At 60.0% G+C, this 19,193-nt stretch carries 16 protein-coding genes, 1 tRNA gene and 1 pseudogene; 11 read left to right on the top strand and 7 right to left on the bottom strand.

Annotated features, from left to right (window positions below):
• Positions 1–78 precede the first annotated feature (78 nt).
• The 6 genes from yidD to IHE30_RS11025 all read left to right on the top strand — a co-directional run bounded on the left by yidD (position 79) and on the right by IHE30_RS11025 (position 5,160).
• On the top strand, positions 79–309 hold the full coding sequence (gene yidD / locus IHE30_RS11000; RefSeq protein WP_337690603.1) for a membrane protein insertion efficiency factor YidD: 231 nt from the start codon (positions 79–81) through the stop codon (positions 307–309).
• Positions 310–339: 30 nt separating this feature from the next.
• Complete coding sequence (gene yidC, locus IHE30_RS11005) at positions 340–2,004, top strand: membrane protein insertase YidC (RefSeq protein WP_337690605.1); 1,665 nt, start codon at positions 340–342, stop codon at positions 2,002–2,004.
• A 442-nt stretch (positions 2,005–2,446) separates the two neighbouring features.
• Positions 2,447–3,838: a tRNA uridine-5-carboxymethylaminomethyl(34) synthesis GTPase MnmE gene (gene mnmE, locus IHE30_RS11010; protein WP_337690756.1), complete on the top strand. Its 1,392-nt coding sequence runs from the start codon at positions 2,447–2,449 to the stop codon at positions 3,836–3,838.
• A gap of 385 nt (positions 3,839–4,223) precedes the next feature.
• A complete protein-coding gene (locus IHE30_RS11015) occupies positions 4,224–4,556 on the top strand; it encodes a DUF4148 domain-containing protein (RefSeq protein ID WP_337690607.1) in 333 nt (110 codons plus the stop codon).
• 199 nt (positions 4,557–4,755) lie between these two features.
• Positions 4,756–4,890: a hypothetical protein gene (locus IHE30_RS11020; RefSeq protein WP_443193654.1), complete on the top strand. Its 135-nt coding sequence runs from the start codon at positions 4,756–4,758 to the stop codon at positions 4,888–4,890.
• Between the two features lie 96 nt (positions 4,891–4,986).
• Positions 4,987–5,160 (top strand): hypothetical protein, encoded by a 174-nt coding sequence (locus IHE30_RS11025; protein ID WP_337690608.1) that lies wholly within the window; start codon positions 4,987–4,989, stop codon positions 5,158–5,160.
• On the opposite strand, the gene IHE30_RS11030 is transcribed toward IHE30_RS11025, so the two are convergent.
• Positions 5,154–5,402: a hypothetical protein gene (locus tag IHE30_RS11030; protein WP_337690765.1), complete on the bottom strand. Its 249-nt coding sequence runs from the start codon at positions 5,400–5,402 to the stop codon at positions 5,154–5,156. The two genes, IHE30_RS11025 and IHE30_RS11030, sit on opposite strands and share 7 nt — an antisense overlap.
• Positions 5,403–6,045: 643 nt before the next feature.
• Here IHE30_RS11030 and sap1 point away from each other — a divergent pair.
• Positions 6,046–6,396 (top strand): surface attachment protein Sap1, encoded by a 351-nt coding sequence (sap1, locus tag IHE30_RS11035; protein ID WP_337690609.1) that lies wholly within the window; start codon positions 6,046–6,048, stop codon positions 6,394–6,396.
• Positions 6,397–6,565: 169 nt separating this feature from the next.
• Here sap1 and IHE30_RS11040 read toward each other — a convergent pair.
• Positions 6,566–6,641 (bottom strand) — tRNA-Lys (locus tag IHE30_RS11040).
• Positions 6,642–7,035: 394 nt separating this feature from the next.
• Here IHE30_RS11040 and IHE30_RS11045 point away from each other — a divergent pair.
• Positions 7,036–7,182: a hypothetical protein gene (locus tag IHE30_RS11045; RefSeq protein WP_337690610.1), complete on the top strand. Its 147-nt coding sequence runs from the start codon at positions 7,036–7,038 to the stop codon at positions 7,180–7,182.
• 235 nt (positions 7,183–7,417) lie between these two features.
• On the opposite strand, the pseudogene IHE30_RS11050 reads toward IHE30_RS11045, so the two are convergent.
• Positions 7,418–7,504: pseudogene (locus IHE30_RS11050) on the bottom strand (IS6 family transposase); the annotation flags it as partial.
• Positions 7,505–7,694: 190 nt separating this feature from the next.
• Here IHE30_RS11050 and IHE30_RS11055 point away from each other — a divergent pair.
• On the top strand, positions 7,695–8,705 hold the full coding sequence (locus tag IHE30_RS11055) for a DMT family transporter (protein WP_337690613.1): 1,011 nt from the start codon (positions 7,695–7,697) through the stop codon (positions 8,703–8,705).
• 391 nt (positions 8,706–9,096) lie between these two features.
• Here IHE30_RS11055 and IHE30_RS11060 read toward each other — a convergent pair whose 3' ends face one another.
• Positions 9,097–10,110 carry a D-2-hydroxyacid dehydrogenase family protein gene (locus tag IHE30_RS11060; protein WP_337690615.1) on the bottom strand — a complete coding sequence of 338 codons (1,014 nt, stop codon included), beginning with the start codon at positions 10,108–10,110 and terminating at the stop codon, positions 9,097–9,099.
• Between the two features lie 369 nt (positions 10,111–10,479).
• Here IHE30_RS11060 and IHE30_RS11065 point away from each other — a divergent pair, with 369 nt between their 5' ends.
• Entirely contained in the window at positions 10,480–12,342 is a 1,863-nt protein-coding gene (locus IHE30_RS11065; RefSeq protein ID WP_337690616.1) for a phosphoenolpyruvate carboxykinase (GTP), read from the top strand.
• A 213-nt stretch (positions 12,343–12,555) separates the two neighbouring features.
• On the top strand, positions 12,556–13,713 hold the full coding sequence (locus tag IHE30_RS11070; protein ID WP_337690617.1) for a LysR family transcriptional regulator: 1,158 nt from the start codon (positions 12,556–12,558) through the stop codon (positions 13,711–13,713).
• 309 nt (positions 13,714–14,022) lie between these two features.
• Here IHE30_RS11070 and IHE30_RS11075 read toward each other — a convergent pair whose 3' ends face one another.
• The 3 genes from IHE30_RS11075 to dprA all read right to left on the bottom strand — a co-directional run bounded on the left by IHE30_RS11075 (position 14,023) and on the right by dprA (position 19,143).
• A complete protein-coding gene (locus IHE30_RS11075; RefSeq protein ID WP_337690619.1) occupies positions 14,023–16,701 on the bottom strand; it encodes a DNA topoisomerase III in 2,679 nt (892 codons plus the stop codon).
• 217 nt (positions 16,702–16,918) lie between these two features.
• Positions 16,919–17,296 (bottom strand): thioredoxin family protein, encoded by a 378-nt coding sequence (locus tag IHE30_RS11080; protein WP_337690621.1) that lies wholly within the window; start codon positions 17,294–17,296, stop codon positions 16,919–16,921.
• 152 nt (positions 17,297–17,448) lie between these two features.
• On the bottom strand, positions 17,449–19,143 hold the full coding sequence (dprA, locus tag IHE30_RS11085) for a DNA-processing protein DprA (protein ID WP_337690623.1): 1,695 nt from the start codon (positions 19,141–19,143) through the stop codon (positions 17,449–17,451).
• Positions 19,144–19,193 lie beyond the last annotated feature (50 nt).

A 19,193-nucleotide genomic window follows, 5' to 3' on the forward strand; every position in this document is an offset into this window, starting at 1 on the left:
GGCCGGTTTCGGCCTCGTCGAGTACGGTGCCGGTTGACAGCCCGCCGGACCGGGCATCCACCGACACGCAGCGATGACATGCAAACGGTGCTGATCGCGCTTCTGCGCTTTTACAAGCTCGCCGTGAGCCCTTATCTCGGCGATCGGTGCCGTTTTTACCCCTCATGTTCGGACTACGCGCGCGAGGCAATCCAGTATCATGGCGCCGCGCACGGGACCTATCTGGCAGTGAAGCGACTGTGCCGCTGCCATCCGCTTTCGGCGGGCGGCGTCGACCCGGTGCCACCGGTCCGTGCCGACAGGCGCTAGTCGCTCAGCTTATTTACCACGAGACAACGCATGGACATTAAACGTACCGTCCTATGGGTCATCTTCTTCATGTCAGTCGTCATGCTCTACGACAACTGGCAACGGGACCATGGACGTCCGTCGCTGTTCTTCCCGAACACGACACCGACCCAGACGGCTGCTTCGGCGGCGCTGGGCACGACCCCACCGGGCACGCAGTTGGCAGATCTGCCGCAGGCCACGGAGCCGAGCAGCGCGCCTGGCACGGCGTCCGCCATGCAGCCCGTGGTGAAGGGCCAGCAGATCCACTTTAAGACGGACGTGTATGACGGTGATATCAGCACGGTGGGCGGCACATTGTCGCGGCTGTCGCTGCTCAAGGAGGGTGACGGCAAGCAGCCCAACCTGTACATCACGCTGTTCGACCAGACGGCCAACCATACGTACCTGGCGCGCACTGGCTTGATTGGCGGTGATTTCCCAAACCACAACGATGTGTTTACCGTCGTGCCGGGACCGACGTCGCTGACGGACAGCGCGAACACCGTGTCGATCAGCCTTGAATCGCCCGTCAAGGGCGGCGTAAAGATTGTGAAGACTTATACGTTCACGCGCGGCAGCTATGTGATCGGCGTGGATACGAAGATCGAGAACGTTGGCGCTGCGCCGGTGAAGCCGACGTTATACATGGAGCTGGTGCGCGACGACACGCCGGTCGAGACGCCGCGGTTCTCGCATACGTTCATCGGCCCGGCTGTCTACACTGAGCAGCACAAGTTCCAGAAGATGAGCTTTTCGGATCTGGACAAGGGTAAGCAGGACTATGCGCCGTCGGCCGACAACGGCTGGGTCGCGATGGTGCAGCACTACTTCGCCTCTGCGTGGATTCCGAAGGAAGGCGCGCAGCGCCAGTTCTATGCGGACAAGTTTAGCCAAGCGCTGTACCGCGTCGGCATGAAGGAGCCGGTGCAGAGCATCGCGCCGGGTCAAAGCGTGAACGTGGCCGCGCGCCTGTTCGCCGGCCCGCAGGAGGAGCGCAAGCTGGAGAAGATCGCGCCGGGCCTGGAACTGGTCAAGGACTACGGCTGGGTGACGATCATCGCGAAGCCGCTGTTCTGGCTGCTTGAGAAGATTCACGGTTATGTTGGCAACTGGGGTTGGGCAATCGTGTTGCTGACGTTGCTGATCAAGGCGGTATTTTTCCCGCTGTCGGCTGCCAGCTACAAGTCGATGGCGCGGATGAAGGAGATTACGCCGCGCATGCAGCAGATCCGCGAGCGCTTCAAGAGCGATCCGCAGAAGATGAACGCGGCGCTAATGGAGTTGTACAAATCCGAGAAGGTGAATCCGTTTGGCGGCTGTCTGCCAATCTTGATCCAGATCCCGGTGTTCATCTCGCTGTACTGGGTGCTGCTCTCGTCAGTCGAGATGCGCGGCGCGCCATGGGTGCTGTGGATCCATGATCTGTCGCAGCAGGATCCCTATTTCATCTTGCCGGTGCTGATGGCGGTCTCGATGTTTGTGCAGACCAAGCTGAACCCGACGCCGCCCGATCCTGTGCAAGCGAAGATGATGATGTTCATGCCGATCGCGTTCTCGGTGATGTTCTTCTTCTTCCCGGCCGGACTGGTACTGTACTACGTCGTGAACAACGTGCTGTCGATCGCCCAGCAGTACTACATCACGCGGATGATCGGCAAGGGCAAGCAGGCCTGAGCCTGTGAGGGTGGGGGCGGGCAGCTTGACGAAGTGCCCGCCGCCGGCATAGGCTGTCGCGGTATCCTACGCGAATCGCCGGGCCGTCTGGCGTCGCTTTACCGCTCGGCGTTGCCCCACCGCCTGGCGTTGTTGGACCACTTAACATCGCTTGACCGCCTGGCGTTGTCAGACCCACCTGACATCGCTCCACCGCCTGGCGTTGCTCGATCGCCTGGCGTCGCTCCACCGCTTGGTGCTGCCCGACCGCTTGACGTCGCTCTACCACCTGGCGTTGCTTGACCGCTGACGCCGTGACAATGCCTGACGTCTCGTGACCCAGCGGCCTTGGGTGGACCGCCGGATGACACGTTTGCGCATCTTCGCGAACGCATATCGCGCGATACAATGGACGCCAGTCGTTATCGGCGGCCACCCGTATTGCCGCACCTATTTATTCGAGTTGATGCAAACCGATTTTGATCCAATCGTCGCGATTGCCACCGCGCCGGGACGTGGTGGCATAGGCGTGGTGCGTGTCTCGTTCGGCGCGGCCGGGGCCGACGCGGCTGCACGGCTGATGGATGCGTTGTTCCATGACCAGCTTGCGCCCCGCCGTGCCGTCTATGTGCCGTTTTTCGATGCCGCCGGCGTGCCACTGGATCGCGGCATCGGCCTGTATTTCCCGGCGCCCCATTCGTACACCGGCGAGCACGTCATCGAGCTGCAGGGGCATGGTGGGCCAGTCGTATTGCAACTCGTGCTGCAGCGATGCCTCGATGCCGGCCATGACATCGGCCTGCGGCTCGCGCAGCCCGGCGAATTCACGCGACGCGCGTTCTTGAACGACAAACTCGATCTCGCGCAGGCCGAAGCCGTGGCGGACCTAATCGAAGCCAGTACCGAGGCGGCCGCGCGCTCGGCCGGTCGTTCGTTGGAAGGCGCATTCTCACGCGACATCCATCTGCTGGTTGACGAGGTCGTCGGCCTGCGGATGCTAGTCGAGGCCACCCTCGATTTCCCAGAGGAGGAAATCGACTTTCTGGAGGCTGCCGACGCGCGCGGCAAGCTGGCGCGTATCCGCGATGCATTGGCGGTCGTGCAGCGCGATGCGAAACAAGGTGCATTGTTGCGCGAGGGGCTGTCCGTCGTACTGGCCGGGCAGCCGAACGTCGGCAAGTCCTCGCTGCTTAATGCGCTGGCGGGTGCCGAACTGGCGATTGTGACCCCGATTGCCGGCACGACGCGAGATAAGGTGGCGCAGACCATCCAGATCGAAGGCATACCGCTGCACGTGATCGATACCGCCGGCCTGCGCGATACGCAGGACGAAGTGGAGCGGCTCGGTATCGCACGGTCATGGAACGAGATCGCGCAAGCGGATGTTGTGCTGCACCTGCTGGATGTGTGTGATGCGATGAGCGTGGAGGATCACGCGATCGCCGCACGGTTTCCCGCCGGCGTGCCGGTGGTGCGGATCTTCAACAAGATTGACCTGGTAGGCATCGAGCCGGAGGTGCGCGATGCCGGGGATGGCACGGCGCGCGAGGTCAGATTATCTGCAAAGGCGGCGCTTGGTATTGACCTGCTGCGTGCCGAACTGCTGCGCATTGCCGGATGGCGGGCAGGCGCGGAAAGTGTCTATCTGGCGCGTGAGCGTCATTTGTGTGCATTACGCGCAGCGGGCGAGCATTTGGCGACGGCTGCGGAGCACGCGGCGCACAATGCGCAGGCGCTCGATCTATTTGCCGAGGAGTTGCGACTGACGCAGGAGCAATTGAACGCGATCACCGGTGAGTTCACGTCGGATGATTTGCTGGGTGTGATTTTCAGCCGGTTCTGTATTGGGAAGTAATGCCGGGTCCATAGACATCCGTTGGCAAATTTTAATGTCTTGAATTTTTGCCTGGGTCGACTCGGGGACTCGTCAATTCCGGTCTGTCTCCATTGGGTGTCACACCGCAAAACGACCCGTTTTGCTGCGGTGTTGCGCGCATGCCTGGATCCCATGTCAACGGATCATCGGGTGTCGTAGCGCGTGCCTAAGTCGGCTGGCGACGGGGCGCAATGGTCGGAGTGCGTTGAGACGTTGCACCCATCTCGATTGTTCTTTTTTTGATAACAGTGAATTCGGGAATTAAATATTTACCCTTATTGGTCCGGCTCCTACACTGCATTTGTCGGCTACGAACCTTGACGTTTGTAGCTTCAATGTGAAACGAATAATCGGAGGTTGTGTCATGAATGCGCTGATCAAAGCTGTTGTCATTACCACTGTTGCTGCCGCTGCTGCGGTGCCGCTGACCTCGTTTGCGCAAACGAACGCACCGCTCACGCACGCCCAAGTGCGGGCCGAGTTGATTGAACTCGAGCAAGTTGGCTACAACCCCGCCACGGCCAACGACTACGATTATCCGAACAACATCCAAGCAGCTGAGGCCCGCGTGGCAGCGAAGCATGCCGCCGAACAGCGCGTCGCCGCACAAGCAGTGGGCGGCGTGGCCAGCGGTTCGACGCAGGCGGGCAGCTCGACCGTGGCGCATGCATCTCAATCCGTCTATATGGGTCACTGAGCCCGCCACTTAGAGGAGCCTGCCAGGGCGCCAACGGTATTCGCAAGTGCACCCAATGTGCAAGATGCGTGAGGGTAGCGCCGGAGTGCTGCGTTGGCAGGCGATTCAACAGACTCGGATGGACAACGCCACATCGTCGCCTAGCGGCGTGGACAAGTAGCCCTTCGCAGGCGAGCGCACGCGCGCCAGATCCTCCCGGATCTCGACCAGGTCGCTCAGGGCAGCAGGAAAGCAGTTTTCGGAAAGTCCCCGTACTCCCGCTCAGATCAACGCCTACGCGGACGCGATGGCGGACATGTTTTGTGCGTACCTGCGCGCGCTCAATGGCGACTGAGTCAACTGGCCGCGCGCAGGCGCGTGTCTTTGCCCCTTTTCGTCGCTGTCCGATTGCCTACAATAAAGTGATGAGTGTTCCCAATGGAGGGCAATCATGGAAGGCGAAACGGTCGCGGGCCTGATCGGTGGGGGATTAGGCCTTCTGATTCTATTGTCACTATGGGGGTTTGAACTCCTATCACGCTGGCGCGAGCATCCGGAACGCAATCGTGTGCTTCATTGGATGGAGGCTCACCATCTGGCGGAATGGTTGCGCCGCCGTCATTGATTCGACGCCGCGCGTGCGATGTGCCGATGCGCAGGCGCGGCGTCATTCATAAGCGACGCCCCGAAGTCGGCGGATGATCGTGGTGAATCGCGTCCCGCATCCGTCGAGGGATAAGGCCCCACGCGCTCGGCACGGCCATGACTGTGCAACCGGTGCTCCTGCCATAGTTCGTCAATGAAAAGAAACGCAACGATCACCAATGGCAGTAAGAGAAATGCGTCTAGGATAATCTGCTCGACCATGATCGAATCCCTGCGTTAATCCTAATTTCATTTTAGGTCGCTGGGCACTTCCCAGCAGCATACCAACTGGCTCGCTAGCATTCCAGCTAGCCGGCCTGCACCAGCATGCCATCTTGCGACCCACCTTGGCATCCAGTTGGCCCGCCAGGACGGGCATTCTGGCCGGCGGCGGGAGTGTGACTAGCGTGGAGGCTTATCAATAGGGCGCCTATCTACCCGGGCCGATCCGTGCGATCCATCGTGCGGTGTGATTCGGATTACCACGCTCAACGTATCCCGGCTCGGGGCATGGATTGCGCCCCTCCTCCGGCGGTTCTTTACTCATTAAGCGTTTCAGCGCCTCATCGATTTTTGGTGAGATGGCGCCAATGGCCTACCCGCTGAGCGGGCTGATTTTTATGTAGTCGTTATGCAACAAATCACGCGCCATTTCGGCCGCATGTTGTGACGCAATATGTGCAGTGCGTCAAAACGCCGCAATGCGTGTGGCAGGTGTGTTGCCGAAGGGTGCGGCATTTTGGCCTATTGCGGCTGCACACAAGTTCTGCTTGTGCTTCGCGGGCATTGGTCTACGATGGAGCAGCTGCGGCTGTCTTCAGGTAATGTCATACCAAAGTGCGCGCAGCCCACAGGAGAGAGATCCATGATGAAACGTACCGGGATGGTTATTGCTTTTGTCACGCTCGTCGCTGCATTGTCCGCGGCGCAAGCCCAGGACAAAGTCGTCAAGCTGGCGCCGGACCAAACGTTCCGGTTCAAGGCAAATGCCTATGGATGCTTGTCGCGCGATAAGCTGGACGCGGCTGATCAGCATGCGTTGGCCGGTGAACAAGGAAAAATGCAAGAGCTGTTTAATGGGTACCAATGCCTGTCGACGCCGGAAAATGACGAATTTAGGATCATCCGGGTAGTCGGGCATGCGATTGAATTTCAGAACGCGGGCAATCGCGATCCGAACGGCTTATGGACTTCGGACCGCTTTATCAAGCAATAGTTAAAAACGCTTGCATGGCGGCAGCCAAAGATCAACTTGGACACACCAAAGAACAGATGACCCGCCAGTATGTACGGCACCGAAAAGGCAAGCGGGTGGCACCCGCTCGATAGCGCCAATTGCAGAACAAACAAAAGGGCTTCGATTGTTCGAAACGCTTGGGGAATTTTGGTGGGGCGTGAGTGACTCGAACACTCGACCTACGGATTAAGAGTCCGCTGCTCTACCAACTGAGCTAACGCCCCAACAGAAGGGAAATTATAGCAGACTTTCCGTGATGTGCAAATCCTCTTGGGGGCGGGACGTGGGGAGGATTGGATAGGCTCGGTGTCGAGTAGCACACTGGGACCGTACCCGCACGTTCTCATCGATCTAGACGCGAACCTTTCGATTCTCCGACTCCTATGACGCCTATCGTCCAACCGTGGTTTCCATGGCGCACTATGCGAGCAGGCCAGGCTGCCCAAATTTAGCAAACTTTAGCCAAGCCGTTGCGCGCACCTAAAAACATCTTAATATCGAATCCAACCGTAGGCGTAATTTGAAGCTTGCAATTACCCTTATCTCGTTAGTGTTCCACAATGCTTGAATATAAAATTGAAAAATTTGCTCCTTTGTGAGGTGCATGGAAAATGAGACATGAGATCGCTTCCTCGCGAGGCGCGTGAAGAGCGGCGCCGGCGGGTGATCGAGCTGCATGAGCGTGGTTGGACCTACAACGAAATCGCCGACTATACGGACCTGTTCCGCACGGGCGTGCTCGAAACTTGCAAACGCTATGCGTGATAAATTGAGTGCGCATTCGGTAAATCGAGGTCGTGCCTGAATGGGCAGCAGAAAGTAGAAATTGGCGTACTGCTGCGCGACCAGATGCCGGAGCAAATAAAGATGCCCTGGGTGTAGTGGAATCGATCCGCTGTGCGGAACTCAACCGGCAGCGGTACGGTTTGGGTGCCGACATGGCAGGACGTTGGCCTGTATTGGGTGTGCTGGGGCTTTACGCCGCAAAAGCCGATTTGTGCAAACTCAACGAGTACGCCGTGTACCAGCGCACACCTATCAGGATTTCACCCAACGGATAAGGTAGGGGCTTCAGTATTTTGGCCATGTCAGCAGGTAGCGTTCTCTTCGTCTGTCACAGGGTGCCCGTCAATAGGCGATAAGCAACAAATCTTAACCTATTGCCTTAATGCGACGGAATCATATAAACGCTTGATTTATTCGCTCTCTGAATATACGGGCAGACATTTGAATCTGGCTTTGATATGATATTTTGCCAAGAGTGCGTAAATTGCTCCATGTTGGATTATAAAGATGGGGATTTGGTGAAAAACATAGCAAGAAAATTGAAAAATATGCTGCCATTAAATAAGCAAGTGTTTAAATTAATCGATAATTGGGGTCTGCGTGGGATTGCGCTAATGTTTTGTGCAGTCTTCTTTTTTTCTTTGGTCGGTGTTATTGCGAAATTTATTGCAGCGCAGTATCCGCCCAATGAAATCGCATTTTTCCGTATGCTGTTCGGGATAATCCCCGCCATGCTTGTCTTGCGCCGTCTTGGATTGAATAAAAAGGAATTTACACTGAGTCGGTTCGGAGGACATTTTCTCAGGGCGGCGATGGCGCTAGGCTCGATGGGCACCTTTCTTTCAAGCTTGCTCTACCTACCCTTGTCTACCGCTGTGACTTTGCATTACTTGGAGACTATTTTCGTTGCCGTGTTCGCGGTGGTGTGCTTAGGTGAACGGTTACGAATTGGTGTGATAGGAGGGCTCGTAGTAGGGTTGAGTGGCGTGACATTGATTTCACCGTTGACTGGCGAATATGCATCAGTACTGGGAACGGGACTGGGTGTACTGAGCGCCGTCTTTGGCGCGGGTGCTGTCATTCAAATTAAAAGGCTTTCCCGTACTGAGGAGCCGACAGCCATTGTTTTGTATTTTACGTTGATCGGTACAATTGTAAGTGGATTATCGCTATGGGTTTCATGGACAGCTCCAAGCATGAAAGATTTAGCGCTGATGGCGCTGCTTGGTTTAACGGCTGGCACGGGGCAGCTACTGCTGACGACGGCGTTTAAAAATGCTCCCGCGTCGTTGCTTGCGCCGTTAAGTTATTTCGGCGTTGTATGGTCGATTCTTTTTGAGTATTTGATCTGGGGTGAGCTTATCGGACTACAAGCAGCGCTAGGCGTAGTGTTGATTGTTGGAAGTGCACTTTGTGTAAGTTTGTCGGGCAGACGTGCCGATTCTTGCGCGAGTGTGTCCACCGTGAGGCCTGCTCATCAACTTGCAAAGAAGTCAATTTGACGTCTAGCTGAACGCGCTTTGTGGATAAAGAAGGGGCCGCGCACAATCGGACAGCTTGATAAGTGGGCCGGCCGGGGCCTGAGGTTGCCTGTTTTGCCGCAGCCCGGCTGGTCGGCATCGCGAGATCGAGCACGTATTACCGACCACGGCCAATGAGTGAAGCCAATCAGTTGCTGATGCGACGGATCGATGAACTGCACAGGAGGTTTGCGTTTGCCAGAACACGGATGCTGGCGCCCCTACTGCGCCGCGAGGGACACGAGATCGGCTGCCGGCGCGTGTGCACGTTGCTTCATGCGTGCAGTCCGCCCTGGCGATATGCTGATCACTGCCCGGATCTTGCGGGTCGGGCGCAATCTCATTTCCCATGCGGCCGCGACGCGCGTGCGCGTCAACGCCGCACCCGCGTCGTAAGTGATTCTGGGTTGACGACGTTTTGCGTATCGCCGCCCAAATACGCAAGGATGTTGTTGAACGCCGCGCCAAAATACAGTTCATAGCTCTCGCGTTCCACGTAGCCGATGTGCGGCGTGCAAATCGCATTTTCCATGCGCAGTAACGGATAGCCCTGTAGGATCGGCTCGCTTTCGAATACGTCCACCGCGACCATGCCCGGCCGCCCTTGATGAAGGGCTGATACAAGCGCGTTTTCCTCGAGCAACTCGGCGCGACTCGTGTTGACGAACAATGCCGTCGGCTTCATCTGCACGAGGTCATTGACAGTCACGATGCCGCGGGTCTCGTCGTGCAGCCGTAGATGCAGGCTCAACACGTCGCTTTCGGCAAAGAGCTGCTCGCGCGTCTGCGTCACTTCAAAACCATCGTTTTTTGCCGCGTGCAATGAATGTTCGCGTCCGTGGACCAATACGGTCATGCCGAATGCGCGCCCGTAATGGGCGACGATCTTGCCAATTTTCCCGTAGCCCCAGATGCCCAGCGTCTGCCCGCGCAGTACCTGGCCGAGCCCAAAATTCGGTGGAAGCGCGGCGGTGCGCAAGCCTGATTGCTGCCAGGCACCTTGCTTGAGGTTCGCGACGTATTGAGGAATGCGACGCTGCGCCGCCATGATCAGCGCCCACGTCAGTTCGGCAGGCGCAACGGGCGAGCCCGTGCCCTCAAGCACCGGGATGCCGCGCTCGGTACACGCCTGTAGGTCCAGGTGGCTGGATACACGGCCTGTTTGGCTAATGACGTTCAGTCGCGGTAGCTTGTCCAGTAATTGCGGCGTGATGCGCGTACGCTCACGGATTAATACGAGCGCTTCGACTTCCGCGAGTCGGCTGACGAGTTGCCCGAGCCCGCGCACCGTGTTGTTGAACACCTTGACGTCATGCCCGGCGAGCAGTTGAAAACAGTCGAGTTTGCGGACGGCGTCTTGGTAGTCATCGAGGATGGCAATCTTCATGGGGACTTAAAACAGTGCGGTCTTTTGCGGTGCACCACTTGCACCGCGGATGAGGTGCTATGCTTGACGCTCCAACCGGCAATGCAGCGATCGGCGGCGCCAATGCGCCGAGGCCGGGGAACCGCTTTCATGCGTGCCAGCGCACCTATGCCGTGCCGAAAATCAAGCGGCCTTTTCAACTTTTAACAGCTTGTCGAGCGCCGATGCAAGCCACGTTACAAGATGGTACAAGCTGGCAAGCTGCAATGTCCGCGACGTCTGCTTTGCACGCGCCCCCGTTGGCGCGCCCCTCTCATAGCCAGCATCGTCGGACTCATACCGTTTCTTTCTTGTCAAAACGGAGACAGCTTCATGAACGGAGACAGCTCCATGAATCAACCTGCCCAAGGAGGCGCCCTTACCGTTGATCTCGACATTCCGACATACGTTAGGCACCGCAAGCTAATCGAGTGGGTCGAGCAAATCGCGACGTTGACGCGGCCGGACCGCGTCGTCTGGTGCGATGGCTCTCAACAGGAATATGACCGGCTGTGCGACCAGATGGTTCGGCACGGAACGCTCAAGAAGCTCAACGACGCGAAGCGCCCGAACAGTTACCTTGCCTGCTCGGATCCGTCCGACGTCGCGCGAGTTGAGGACCGCACGTTCATCTGTTCGCAGCACAAGGAAGATGCGGGGCCGACGAACAACTGGATCGATCCTGGCCAAATGCGCACGACGCTTGGACGGCTTTTCGATGGCTCGATGGCTGGGCGCACGATGTACGTCGTGCCGTTCTCGATGGGGCCGCTCGGCTCGCCGATTGCGCACATCGGCGTCGAGCTGACCGATAGCCCGTATGTGGTCGTGAACATGCGAATCATGACCCGGATGGGGCGGCCGGTCTACGACATACTCGGCGAGCACAGCCAGTTCGTGCCGTGCGTGCACTCGGTCGGCGCGCCGCTCGCCCCGGGGCAGTCCGATGTGCGCTGGCCGTGCAGCGAGACGAAATACATCGTGCACTTCCCGGAGACCCGCGAGATATGGAGTTATGGCTCGGGCTATGGCGGCAACGCATTGCTCGGCAAAAAGTGTTTCGCGCTGCGTATCGCGTCGACGATGGGCCGCGACGAAGGGTGGCTTGCCGAACACATGCTGATCCTGGGCGTGACTTCGCCACAGGGGCGCAAGTACCATGTCGCTGCCGCGTTCCCGTCGGCCTGCGGCAAGACGAATTTCGCGATGCTGATTCCTCCGCAGGAGATGAACGGCTGGCGTGTGTCGACGATCGGCGACGACATCGCATGGATCAAGCCGGGCCAAGACGGCCGGCTGTACGCAATCAATCCGGAGGCCGGCTATTTCGGCGTCGCGCCGGGTACCAGCGAAAAGACTAATCTCAACGCGATGGCCACATTGCGCGAGAACGTGATCTTCACGAATGTCGCGCTGACCGATGACGGCGATGTCTGGTGGGAGGGCATGACGGACACGCCGCCCGCGCACCTGATCGATTGGCAAGGTCAGGACTGGACGCCGCAGATCGCGCAGAAAACCGGCCGCAAGGCCGCGCATCCGAACGCGCGCTTCACCGCACCTGCATCACAGTGTCCGTCGATCGATCCTGATTGGGAAAACCCGCAGGGTGTGGCGATCGACGCCTTCATCTTCGGCGGCCGCCGCTCTAGTACCGTGCCCCTGGTAACCGAAGCGCGTAACTGGGTGGAAGGCGTCTATATGGCCGCGACGATGGGTTCCGAGACGACGGCCGCCGCGGCGGGCCAACAAGGCGTCGTGCGACGCGACCCATTTGCGATGCTGCCGTTCTGCGGCTACAACATGAGTGACTACTTCGCGCATTGGCTCGACATCAGTGCTCGGCTGCAAGCGCAAGGCGCGACGTTGCCCAGGATCTATTGCGTGAACTGGTTCCGCAAGGGCGCCGACGGCAAGTTCATCTGGCCGGGTTTCGGCGACAACATGCGCGTACTGCGGTGGATACTCGGGCGCATTGACGGGCAGGCGCGCGGTGTCGAACATGTGTTTGGCGTCTCTCCACGCTATGAAGATATCGATTGGACCGGCCTGGCGTTTTCACGTCAGCAGTTCGAGCAGGTCATGTCAGTCGACGTCGGCGCGTGGCGCGAGGAGTTGGTACTGCACGGGGAATGGTTTGCCAAGTTGGAATGCCGGCTGCCCGAGGCATTGAGCCGGATCAAGGACCAGATCGAGCAGCAACTTGCGGTATAGTTTGAGTGCACCAATTTGGTGCAGTCGAGCATTTTGTGCTGTGTGACCCGTTACCCCAGCATTACGCCGACCCCCTACGGGGTTTCGGCGGTTTTTTGGAAAATGACGTGTCGCAGTGCCGCAACTTCTGCAGACTTTCACAAGTCATAGGACAATCCCGCATTGCAATTGTGCAGCAACGCCATTTTGGTTGCACGCAGTAGGAGTTTCCTTATGGATCATTTGCAGTCGATGCGCGTTTTCGTCAAGGTGGCAGACCTAGGCAGCTTTGCCAAGGCTGCCGCCATGATGGACATGTCGAATGCTGTCGTCACCCGGCACGTCGCCGACCTGGAAAGCCGGTTGGGGACTCGTCTGCTGAATCGGACCACGCGTTCGCTTTCGTTGACCGAGTCCGGCCAAGTCTACCTTGAGCGTGCCCGCCAGATCCTGGACGAGTTGGAAGATGTCGAGCAGATGGTGGTGGCGCGCAATCACGAGCCGGTCGGCACGTTGCGCATCGTCGCGCCGGTGGTGTTCGGGCTGCACAATTTGGCGCCCGTGCTACACTCGTACGCGCAGCGGTTTCCGCAGGTCATCCCGAACGTCACACTGGTGGATCGGGAAGTCGATATGGTGGAGGAGGGGTTCGACGTCGGCGTCGTGATTGCGCACAACGTGCGCAGCGCCAGTGTTGTGATGCGTCGGCTGACGACCGGCTGCATCACCGTCTGCGCCACGCCTGAGTACATCGCCAAGCGTGGCGCGCCGCAGCGACCCGAAGACTTGCTCGAGCATCACTGCCTGTCATTGCCCGCAGACTATTGGGGCGACGAGCGCGTATTCACCGGTCCGGATGGCCAAGAGGTCCGAGTGCGGCCCACCAATGTGATGATCGCGAACAATACCGAGATGCTGCGTCAACTCGCGTTGCTCGGCAATGGCATTGCGTTGTTGCCGAGCTACCTGATTGGCCGCGACATGGCTGAGGGGCGCTTGATGCGCTTGCTGCCTCACTATCACCTGCCGCGGGTCGATATCAACATCGCCTATCCCAGCCGGCACTATCTGCCGGCCAAGGTGCGCACGTTCATCGATCACCTTGTCGAGCACTTCAGCCAGACACCGAACAGCATGCTCGGTGAGCAATGGTCTGGCGCCGATGGCGCACACACAAAGGCCGCCAGCGGCTCACCGGGGCCGGCCGATGCGGCGGCGCACTCGGCTCCGGCACCCCGGCACCTGGAACAAGGGCATGGCGAGAGTGAGTTGGGCCAGCTTGATGAACAATTGCGCGCCAACGGTATCGAACGCAAAGGGACGCGCCGTGCGCCGGTGGCGCCACGTCGATATCCGGGCAACGCTGAACGTCGCACGTACGAACCGGCATAGGCAGCGGGGTATGTCTAGGCGGCGCGATCTGCCGCCGCCGGCACGCCGCGCCTCCTCCGTCGGTACGCTGAGCCTCCTTCGCCGACACGCCGGGCTTCTTCCGCCGGTATGCCGAGCCTCCAGCGCTGTTGCGCCACCTCGCGGCCACGGCAATGCACGTGCGGATAGTCGTAACGCCGCATGACCGGTGCATGAGGTGGCATATTGCGTGATGTATCGATCGTCCGGTGTCTTCCCGGTCATTCCCCGCCTCATGCTCGGCCCGTGCTCGCCGGGGCGTCGGCCTGCGCTCGTTGCTCGCCGGCGCAATTAGCCCGCGGCGCGCTTGCGTGCCGGCGTTTTGCGCGCGGTGGTTTTTGCGGCAGGACCCGCCGTTGCCGTGCTAGTTCGGGCAGCCCGTTTGGCTGCGGGCTTGAGCGACGTCGCGTGGTTGCTGTCGCCACGTTGCCTTGTATTGGGCACGGCCTCCCCGGCTTCGCTGTTTGTCTTCGCGCCACGCGCTGAGGACTTCGCTGCGGTTTTTGCCGCCGGTTCCTTCTTCTCGAACTCGAAGCCAATCGAGCCGTCTTTCTGCTTGACGAGGAATGCCTTGAAGTTGCGTCCGGTGCGGGACGACTTGAAATTCGTCAGCAGGTCGGTGCGCCCCTGGTCGAGCAGCTTTGCCATTTGCTCGCGCGTGATTTCCTGCTGCAGGATCACCTTTCCGGAGCGAAAGTCACAGGTCTTCGGATGGGCGACCTGGTTTTCGCAAACATAGCTCATGCCGTGCTCGAACACACGAGCATGGCACTTCGGGCATTGGCCAACGGGTTCCTGTGAGGAGAAGTCGGGTGCTTCACCCTCGTCTCCCGCCGTATCCTGACCGAAGTCAAACTCCAGCTTGTAATTGTTTGCCTCTTCGTCGCGCGCGAGCTTTAGAATGGCAGAGAAGGGTCGGCCCATCTTCGAGCGGAAGCCCGACAGCGGGCCGATCAATTTCTCCGATAACAACTGCTCGACCTCGTCGATCTCGAACTGTCGGCTGCCCGGTATCTTCGAGATCGAGAAGTCGCATTTCGCGCACGCGAAGCGACGGTAGTTCTCCTTGACTTCGCCGCCGCAGTTCGGGCAGGGTGTCTTTAACGTCGCGTAATCACCCGGGATCGTGTCCGAATCATATTCCTTCGCACGTTTAACGATCGTTTGAGTCATGCGCGCGATCTCGCGCATGAACGCTTCGCGCTCCAGACGGCCGCGCTCCATCTGCGACAGCTTGTGTTCCCACTCACCGGTCAGTTCGGGCGCGGTAAGCTCTTCGACGCCCAGGCCGCGCAGCAGCGTCATCAGCTGGAATGCCTTGGCCGTCGGGATTAATTCTCGGCCCTCGCGGAGCAAATATTTTTCACCAAGCAACCCCTCGATAATCGCCGCGCGCGTGGCGGGCGTGCCCAGGCCCTTGGCCGCCATGGCCTCGCGCAATTCGTCGTCCTCGACCAGCTTGCCCGCCCCTTCCATCGCCGAGAGCAGCGTCGCTTCGTTGTAGCGGGCGGGTGGCTTGGTGGTCAATTGCTGGGCTGCGATTTTGTCCGTCTGGACCTTCTCGTCTTTGGCGACCGGCGCGAGGTTCGCATCCTCGCTCGATGTCTCACGGCCGTACACTTGCAACCAGCCCGGCGCGACCAATACCTTGCCTTCGGTCTTGAAATGATGGCCTACCACTTCCGTGATCCGGGTCGTCACCTTGTACTCGGCGGCTGGGAAAAATACGGCCAGGAAACGCTTGACCACCAAGTCGTACAGCTTCTGCTCCGGCTCGGACAGGTTCTTGGGCGCTTGCAGCGTCGGAATGATTGCAAAGTGATCGCTGATCTTGGTGTTATCGAAGATCCGCTTGTTTGGCCTGACCCAGCCCTTGTCCAGCACCTGCTTGGCGAACGGCAGGTAGTTGTTGCTTTCCTTGAGCACCTCGAGCGTATCGCGGACCGCGGCCATGTAGTCTTCGGGCAGCGCGCGCGCATCGGTACGCGGATAGGTCAGCACCTTGTGCCGCTCGTACAGCGCCTGGGCCAGCGCGAGTGTGTTCTTAGCCGAGAAACCGAAGCGCCCGTTCGCCTCGCGTTGTAAGCTGGTCAGGTCAAACAGCAACGGCGAGAGCTGCGTCGACGGTTTCGATTCCTCGCTGACCGTGCCTATCTGCCCACGGCATGCCGCAACGATCGTTTCGGCCGCGGCCGCGCTCCAAAGTCGGGAGTCGCGCTGCTCGGGATCGAACTCGTTTTTCTTGAATTTCGGATCGAACCAGCGCCCTTCGTAGTATCCCGTCGCGCAAACGAATTCAGCCTTGACTTCCCAGTAGTCGCGCGGCACGAAGCGACGGATCTTTTCTTCGCGCTCCACGACGATCGACAGCGTCGGCGTCTGCACGCGTCCGACTGTGGTCAGGAAAAAGCCGCCGCCCTTGCTATTGAACGCCGTCATCGCCCGCGTGCCGTTGATGCCCACAAGCCAATCGGCCTCGGAGCGGCAGCGCGCCGCGTCGGCCAGCGGTTGCATCTCCTGGTCGTTGCGCAATTGCGCGAAGCCGTCTCGGATCGCTGCCGGCGTCATCGACTGGAGCCACAAGCGCTGCACCGGCTGCTTGGCTTTGGCGTGCTGCACGATCAGTCGGAAGATCAACTCGCCTTCGCGGCCCGCGTCACATGCGTTGATCAGCCGGTCGACGTCCTTGCGCTTGATCAGTCGGGTCAGCAGCTTCAGCCGAGACTCGCTCTTGGCGATCGGTTGAAGGTCGAAATGAGGCGGAATAACGGGCAGATGCGCGAAGCTCCATTTGCCGCGCTTGACCTCATACTCCTGCGGCGCCGCGATCTCTACTAAGTGGCCAACAGCCGACGACAACACATAGTCATCGCTCTCGTAGTACTCGTCATGCTTTGTGAAGCCGCCTAACGCGCGCGCGATATCGTTCGCGACAGACGGCTTTTCGGCGATGATCAGGGCTTTTGACATGACTATTGGAAAGTACGGATGCGCAGAATCGAACGCTTTATAGCATATCGGCCGCAAACACATCGCGGCTCGAGCGCAGCAAGCGGCTTGCGGCAACAGTTCAGCCGCGCATGATAAGCGCGTGCCATGGCCAGCCGCAAGCGTTCAGCGCAATTGCGTGCAAGCGCGGCGCGAGACGGCCATAGCCGGAGAACAGGCAATTTGCGTGCCGCCTCGCTCACGCGTCAACGAGCGCCGGACGTAATTTTGGTGCGTGCTCCACGCCGGGCAGCGAGGACAAGTCGACCAGCATCCGCGCAACGATCTGCGGATGGGGCAATACGGTGCCGAAAAAGCGCGTGGCGTGCGCATCCTCGATTAGGATGGTTGGAAAGTTCTCTACATCGAGGTCATCGAGCCGGTCGGCATGCGTCTCGATGTCGATCCAAGCAAAACACGCCTCCGGATGCGCGTCCGCGAGTGCGTCGAAACCGGCCCGATATTCGCGGCACGAGCCGCACCATTCGGCGCACAGGCAGGCGACAAACAGCGTGTCAGCGGATGACAGACGCGTGGCGATGGCGTCGGCGTCGTGGTCAAGGTCGAGGGCAGGCATGATCGGAAGATCCTGGCAACGCATCGTGGCGACGTGGGCGTGCGGCATGGATCGCCCGGAGGATGCTGCCGTGGCGCCACGCCGCTGCTGATGCAATTTAATTTTGGATTGGGACTGTAGCATGGTCGCCAGGCGACCGGCCCGCAATCCGCTCAAACGCGCTGAAAGCGCCCGCCTGGCAGCGCAACGATCGTACCGGCCAATTCCAGTTCCAGCAATATCGCTTGTAGTATCGCGCAGTCCAAATGGGTACGCTGTACCAAGATTTCAAGCGTGACGGGATCGTGTCCGATCGCTTCTAGTGCCGCTTGCCACGCTGCGTTTGCGGCGTGGCTGGCTTGAGTGTCCTGTGCAGCGGCGAGGTACGCTGGGCGGCGGCGGGCGCTCGACCAGGGCCCGATTGCGCGACGTCGGGTCGGGGCGCGCGCCGCAGCGGTGCCGCGCTGTGCGTCACTGGGTGTGACGGAGTGGCGCTGCCGCGGCCGCGCACGGTGGCCCGTCACCAACGGATCGGCCGGTACGACGGTCTTGGCGGCGGTCCAATCGGTTGACGTTGCGTCAGCCGATTGGACTGCTCCAGCGCGCGCCGGCCGGGTGGCGGCGCGCTCGGCCGGGCAGGTTGTCGAAGCCCCGGCCGTATCGAGTATCGAAGCATTGGATAGGTGGGCCGCCGAAGCATCTGGTGTGCAGGCCATCGAAGCATTGGGTGGGTGGGCCGTCAAAGCCTCGGGTGGGGCCGCTGAAGTATCCGGTGTATGGGCCGTCAAAGCATCCGACGTGTGGGTTGCCGAAGCATCCGAAGCAGGGATTGCCGCCTGAGGCCGATGGGTTGCCGCCGGCTCGGGCGGATGGGCTGTCGGCACATTGGACGTACAGATGGCCGATGGGGCGGCTTGCGCGCTGGCCGAGGCGGTGCCGGGTGCCGCCTCGACGCCGGGCTCTAGCAATCGAAGTTCGGTCAGCACGTCGTGCGGTGTCTCGACCAGCTTGGCGCCGTCTTTGATTAGCCGGTGACAGCCACGGGACATTGGCGAATGGATGGAGCCGGGAATGGCAAAGACGTCGCGGCCGATGTCGTTGGCCAGTCGCGCAGTGATCAATGAGCCGGAATAGGGGGCGGCCTCCACGACGAGCACGCCCCGTACCATCGCGGCGATGAGTCGATTGCGTTGCGGGAAGTGCTGGCGCAGCGGCACGGCGCCCAACGGCCATTCGCTCAGGATTGCACCGCCACGCTCGACGATTTCAGCCGCCAGGTCGGTGTGACGTTGCGGGTAGATAATATCCGCGCCAGAGCCGGTGATCGCCACTGTCACGCCACTGCTGTCCAGCGCGCCGCGATGCGCGGCACCGTCGATACCCAGCGCCAGTCCCGATACGATGCATACCCCCTGTGCAGCTAGCGCCTGCGCGAACAAGCGCGCATTGTCATTGCCCTGCGGTGTCGGATTGCGGCTGCCGACGATCGCCAGCGCGGGTCGATGCAGCGCGCCGATCGCGCCATGCACGTAAAGCAGCGGCGGCGGATCGTACAATGTCAGCAGCGCGGGCGGATACGCCGGGTGGCCAAACGGCACGATCAGTCGTGCCCCCCCAGCGGCCCACGCAAGCGCTGCCTCCACGCGTGGCGCCACCGCGTCGCGGCTTTGCAGCAACGCCTGCGCGGCAACGGCGCCGACTACACGCTCCAGGCCCGCGGCCGTCTCGGTCATGATGGGGCGCGGTGAGCCAAATGCCGCGAGCAGCGCGAGCGCCGCCGATGCCGGCACGCGCGGCGTATGCGCAAGCGTTAACCAGGCGGCGAGTTCGTCTGCCGCAAGCAGCGGTGGCTGAATCGTGGTATTCATCGCGTGATAAAATTTTGTCAGTCCAGTAGGTTGGTTTCCGGCATTCCCGG

Origin of the sequence: Mycetohabitans sp. B46 (assembly GCF_037389205.1) — a bacterium.
GTDB lineage: Bacteria > Pseudomonadota > Gammaproteobacteria > Burkholderiales > Burkholderiaceae > Mycetohabitans.

Bases quoted from the DNA above. Each gene is read 5' to 3' on its own strand.
- yidD (WP_337690603.1), top strand. From the start codon at position 79: ATGCAAACGGTGCTGATCGCGCTTCTGCGCTTTTACAAGCTCGCCGTG.
- yidC (WP_337690605.1), top strand. From the start codon at position 340: ATGGACATTAAACGTACCGTCCTATGGGTCATCTTCTTCATGTCAGTC.
- IHE30_RS11015 (WP_337690607.1), top strand. From the start codon at position 4,224: ATGAATGCGCTGATCAAAGCTGTTGTCATTACCACTGTTGCTGCCGCT.
- IHE30_RS11025 (WP_337690608.1), top strand. From the start codon at position 4,987: ATGGAAGGCGAAACGGTCGCGGGCCTGATCGGTGGGGGATTAGGCCTT.
- IHE30_RS11030 (WP_337690765.1), bottom strand. From the start codon at position 5,402: ATGGTCGAGCAGATTATCCTAGACGCATTTCTCTTACTGCCATTGGTG.
- sap1 (WP_337690609.1), top strand. From the start codon at position 6,046: ATGATGAAACGTACCGGGATGGTTATTGCTTTTGTCACGCTCGTCGCT.
- IHE30_RS11045 (WP_337690610.1), top strand. From the start codon at position 7,036: ATGAGATCGCTTCCTCGCGAGGCGCGTGAAGAGCGGCGCCGGCGGGTG.
- IHE30_RS11055 (WP_337690613.1), top strand. From the start codon at position 7,695: ATGTTGGATTATAAAGATGGGGATTTGGTGAAAAACATAGCAAGAAAA.
- IHE30_RS11060 (WP_337690615.1), bottom strand. From the start codon at position 10,110: ATGAAGATTGCCATCCTCGATGACTACCAAGACGCCGTCCGCAAACTC.
- IHE30_RS11065 (WP_337690616.1), top strand. From the start codon at position 10,480: ATGAATCAACCTGCCCAAGGAGGCGCCCTTACCGTTGATCTCGACATT.
- IHE30_RS11070 (WP_337690617.1), top strand. From the start codon at position 12,556: ATGGATCATTTGCAGTCGATGCGCGTTTTCGTCAAGGTGGCAGACCTA.
- IHE30_RS11075 (WP_337690619.1), bottom strand. From the start codon at position 16,701: ATGTCAAAAGCCCTGATCATCGCCGAAAAGCCGTCTGTCGCGAACGAT.
- IHE30_RS11080 (WP_337690621.1), bottom strand. From the start codon at position 17,296: ATGCCTGCCCTCGACCTTGACCACGACGCCGACGCCATCGCCACGCGT.
- dprA (WP_337690623.1), bottom strand. From the start codon at position 19,143: ATGAATACCACGATTCAGCCACCGCTGCTTGCGGCAGACGAACTCGCC.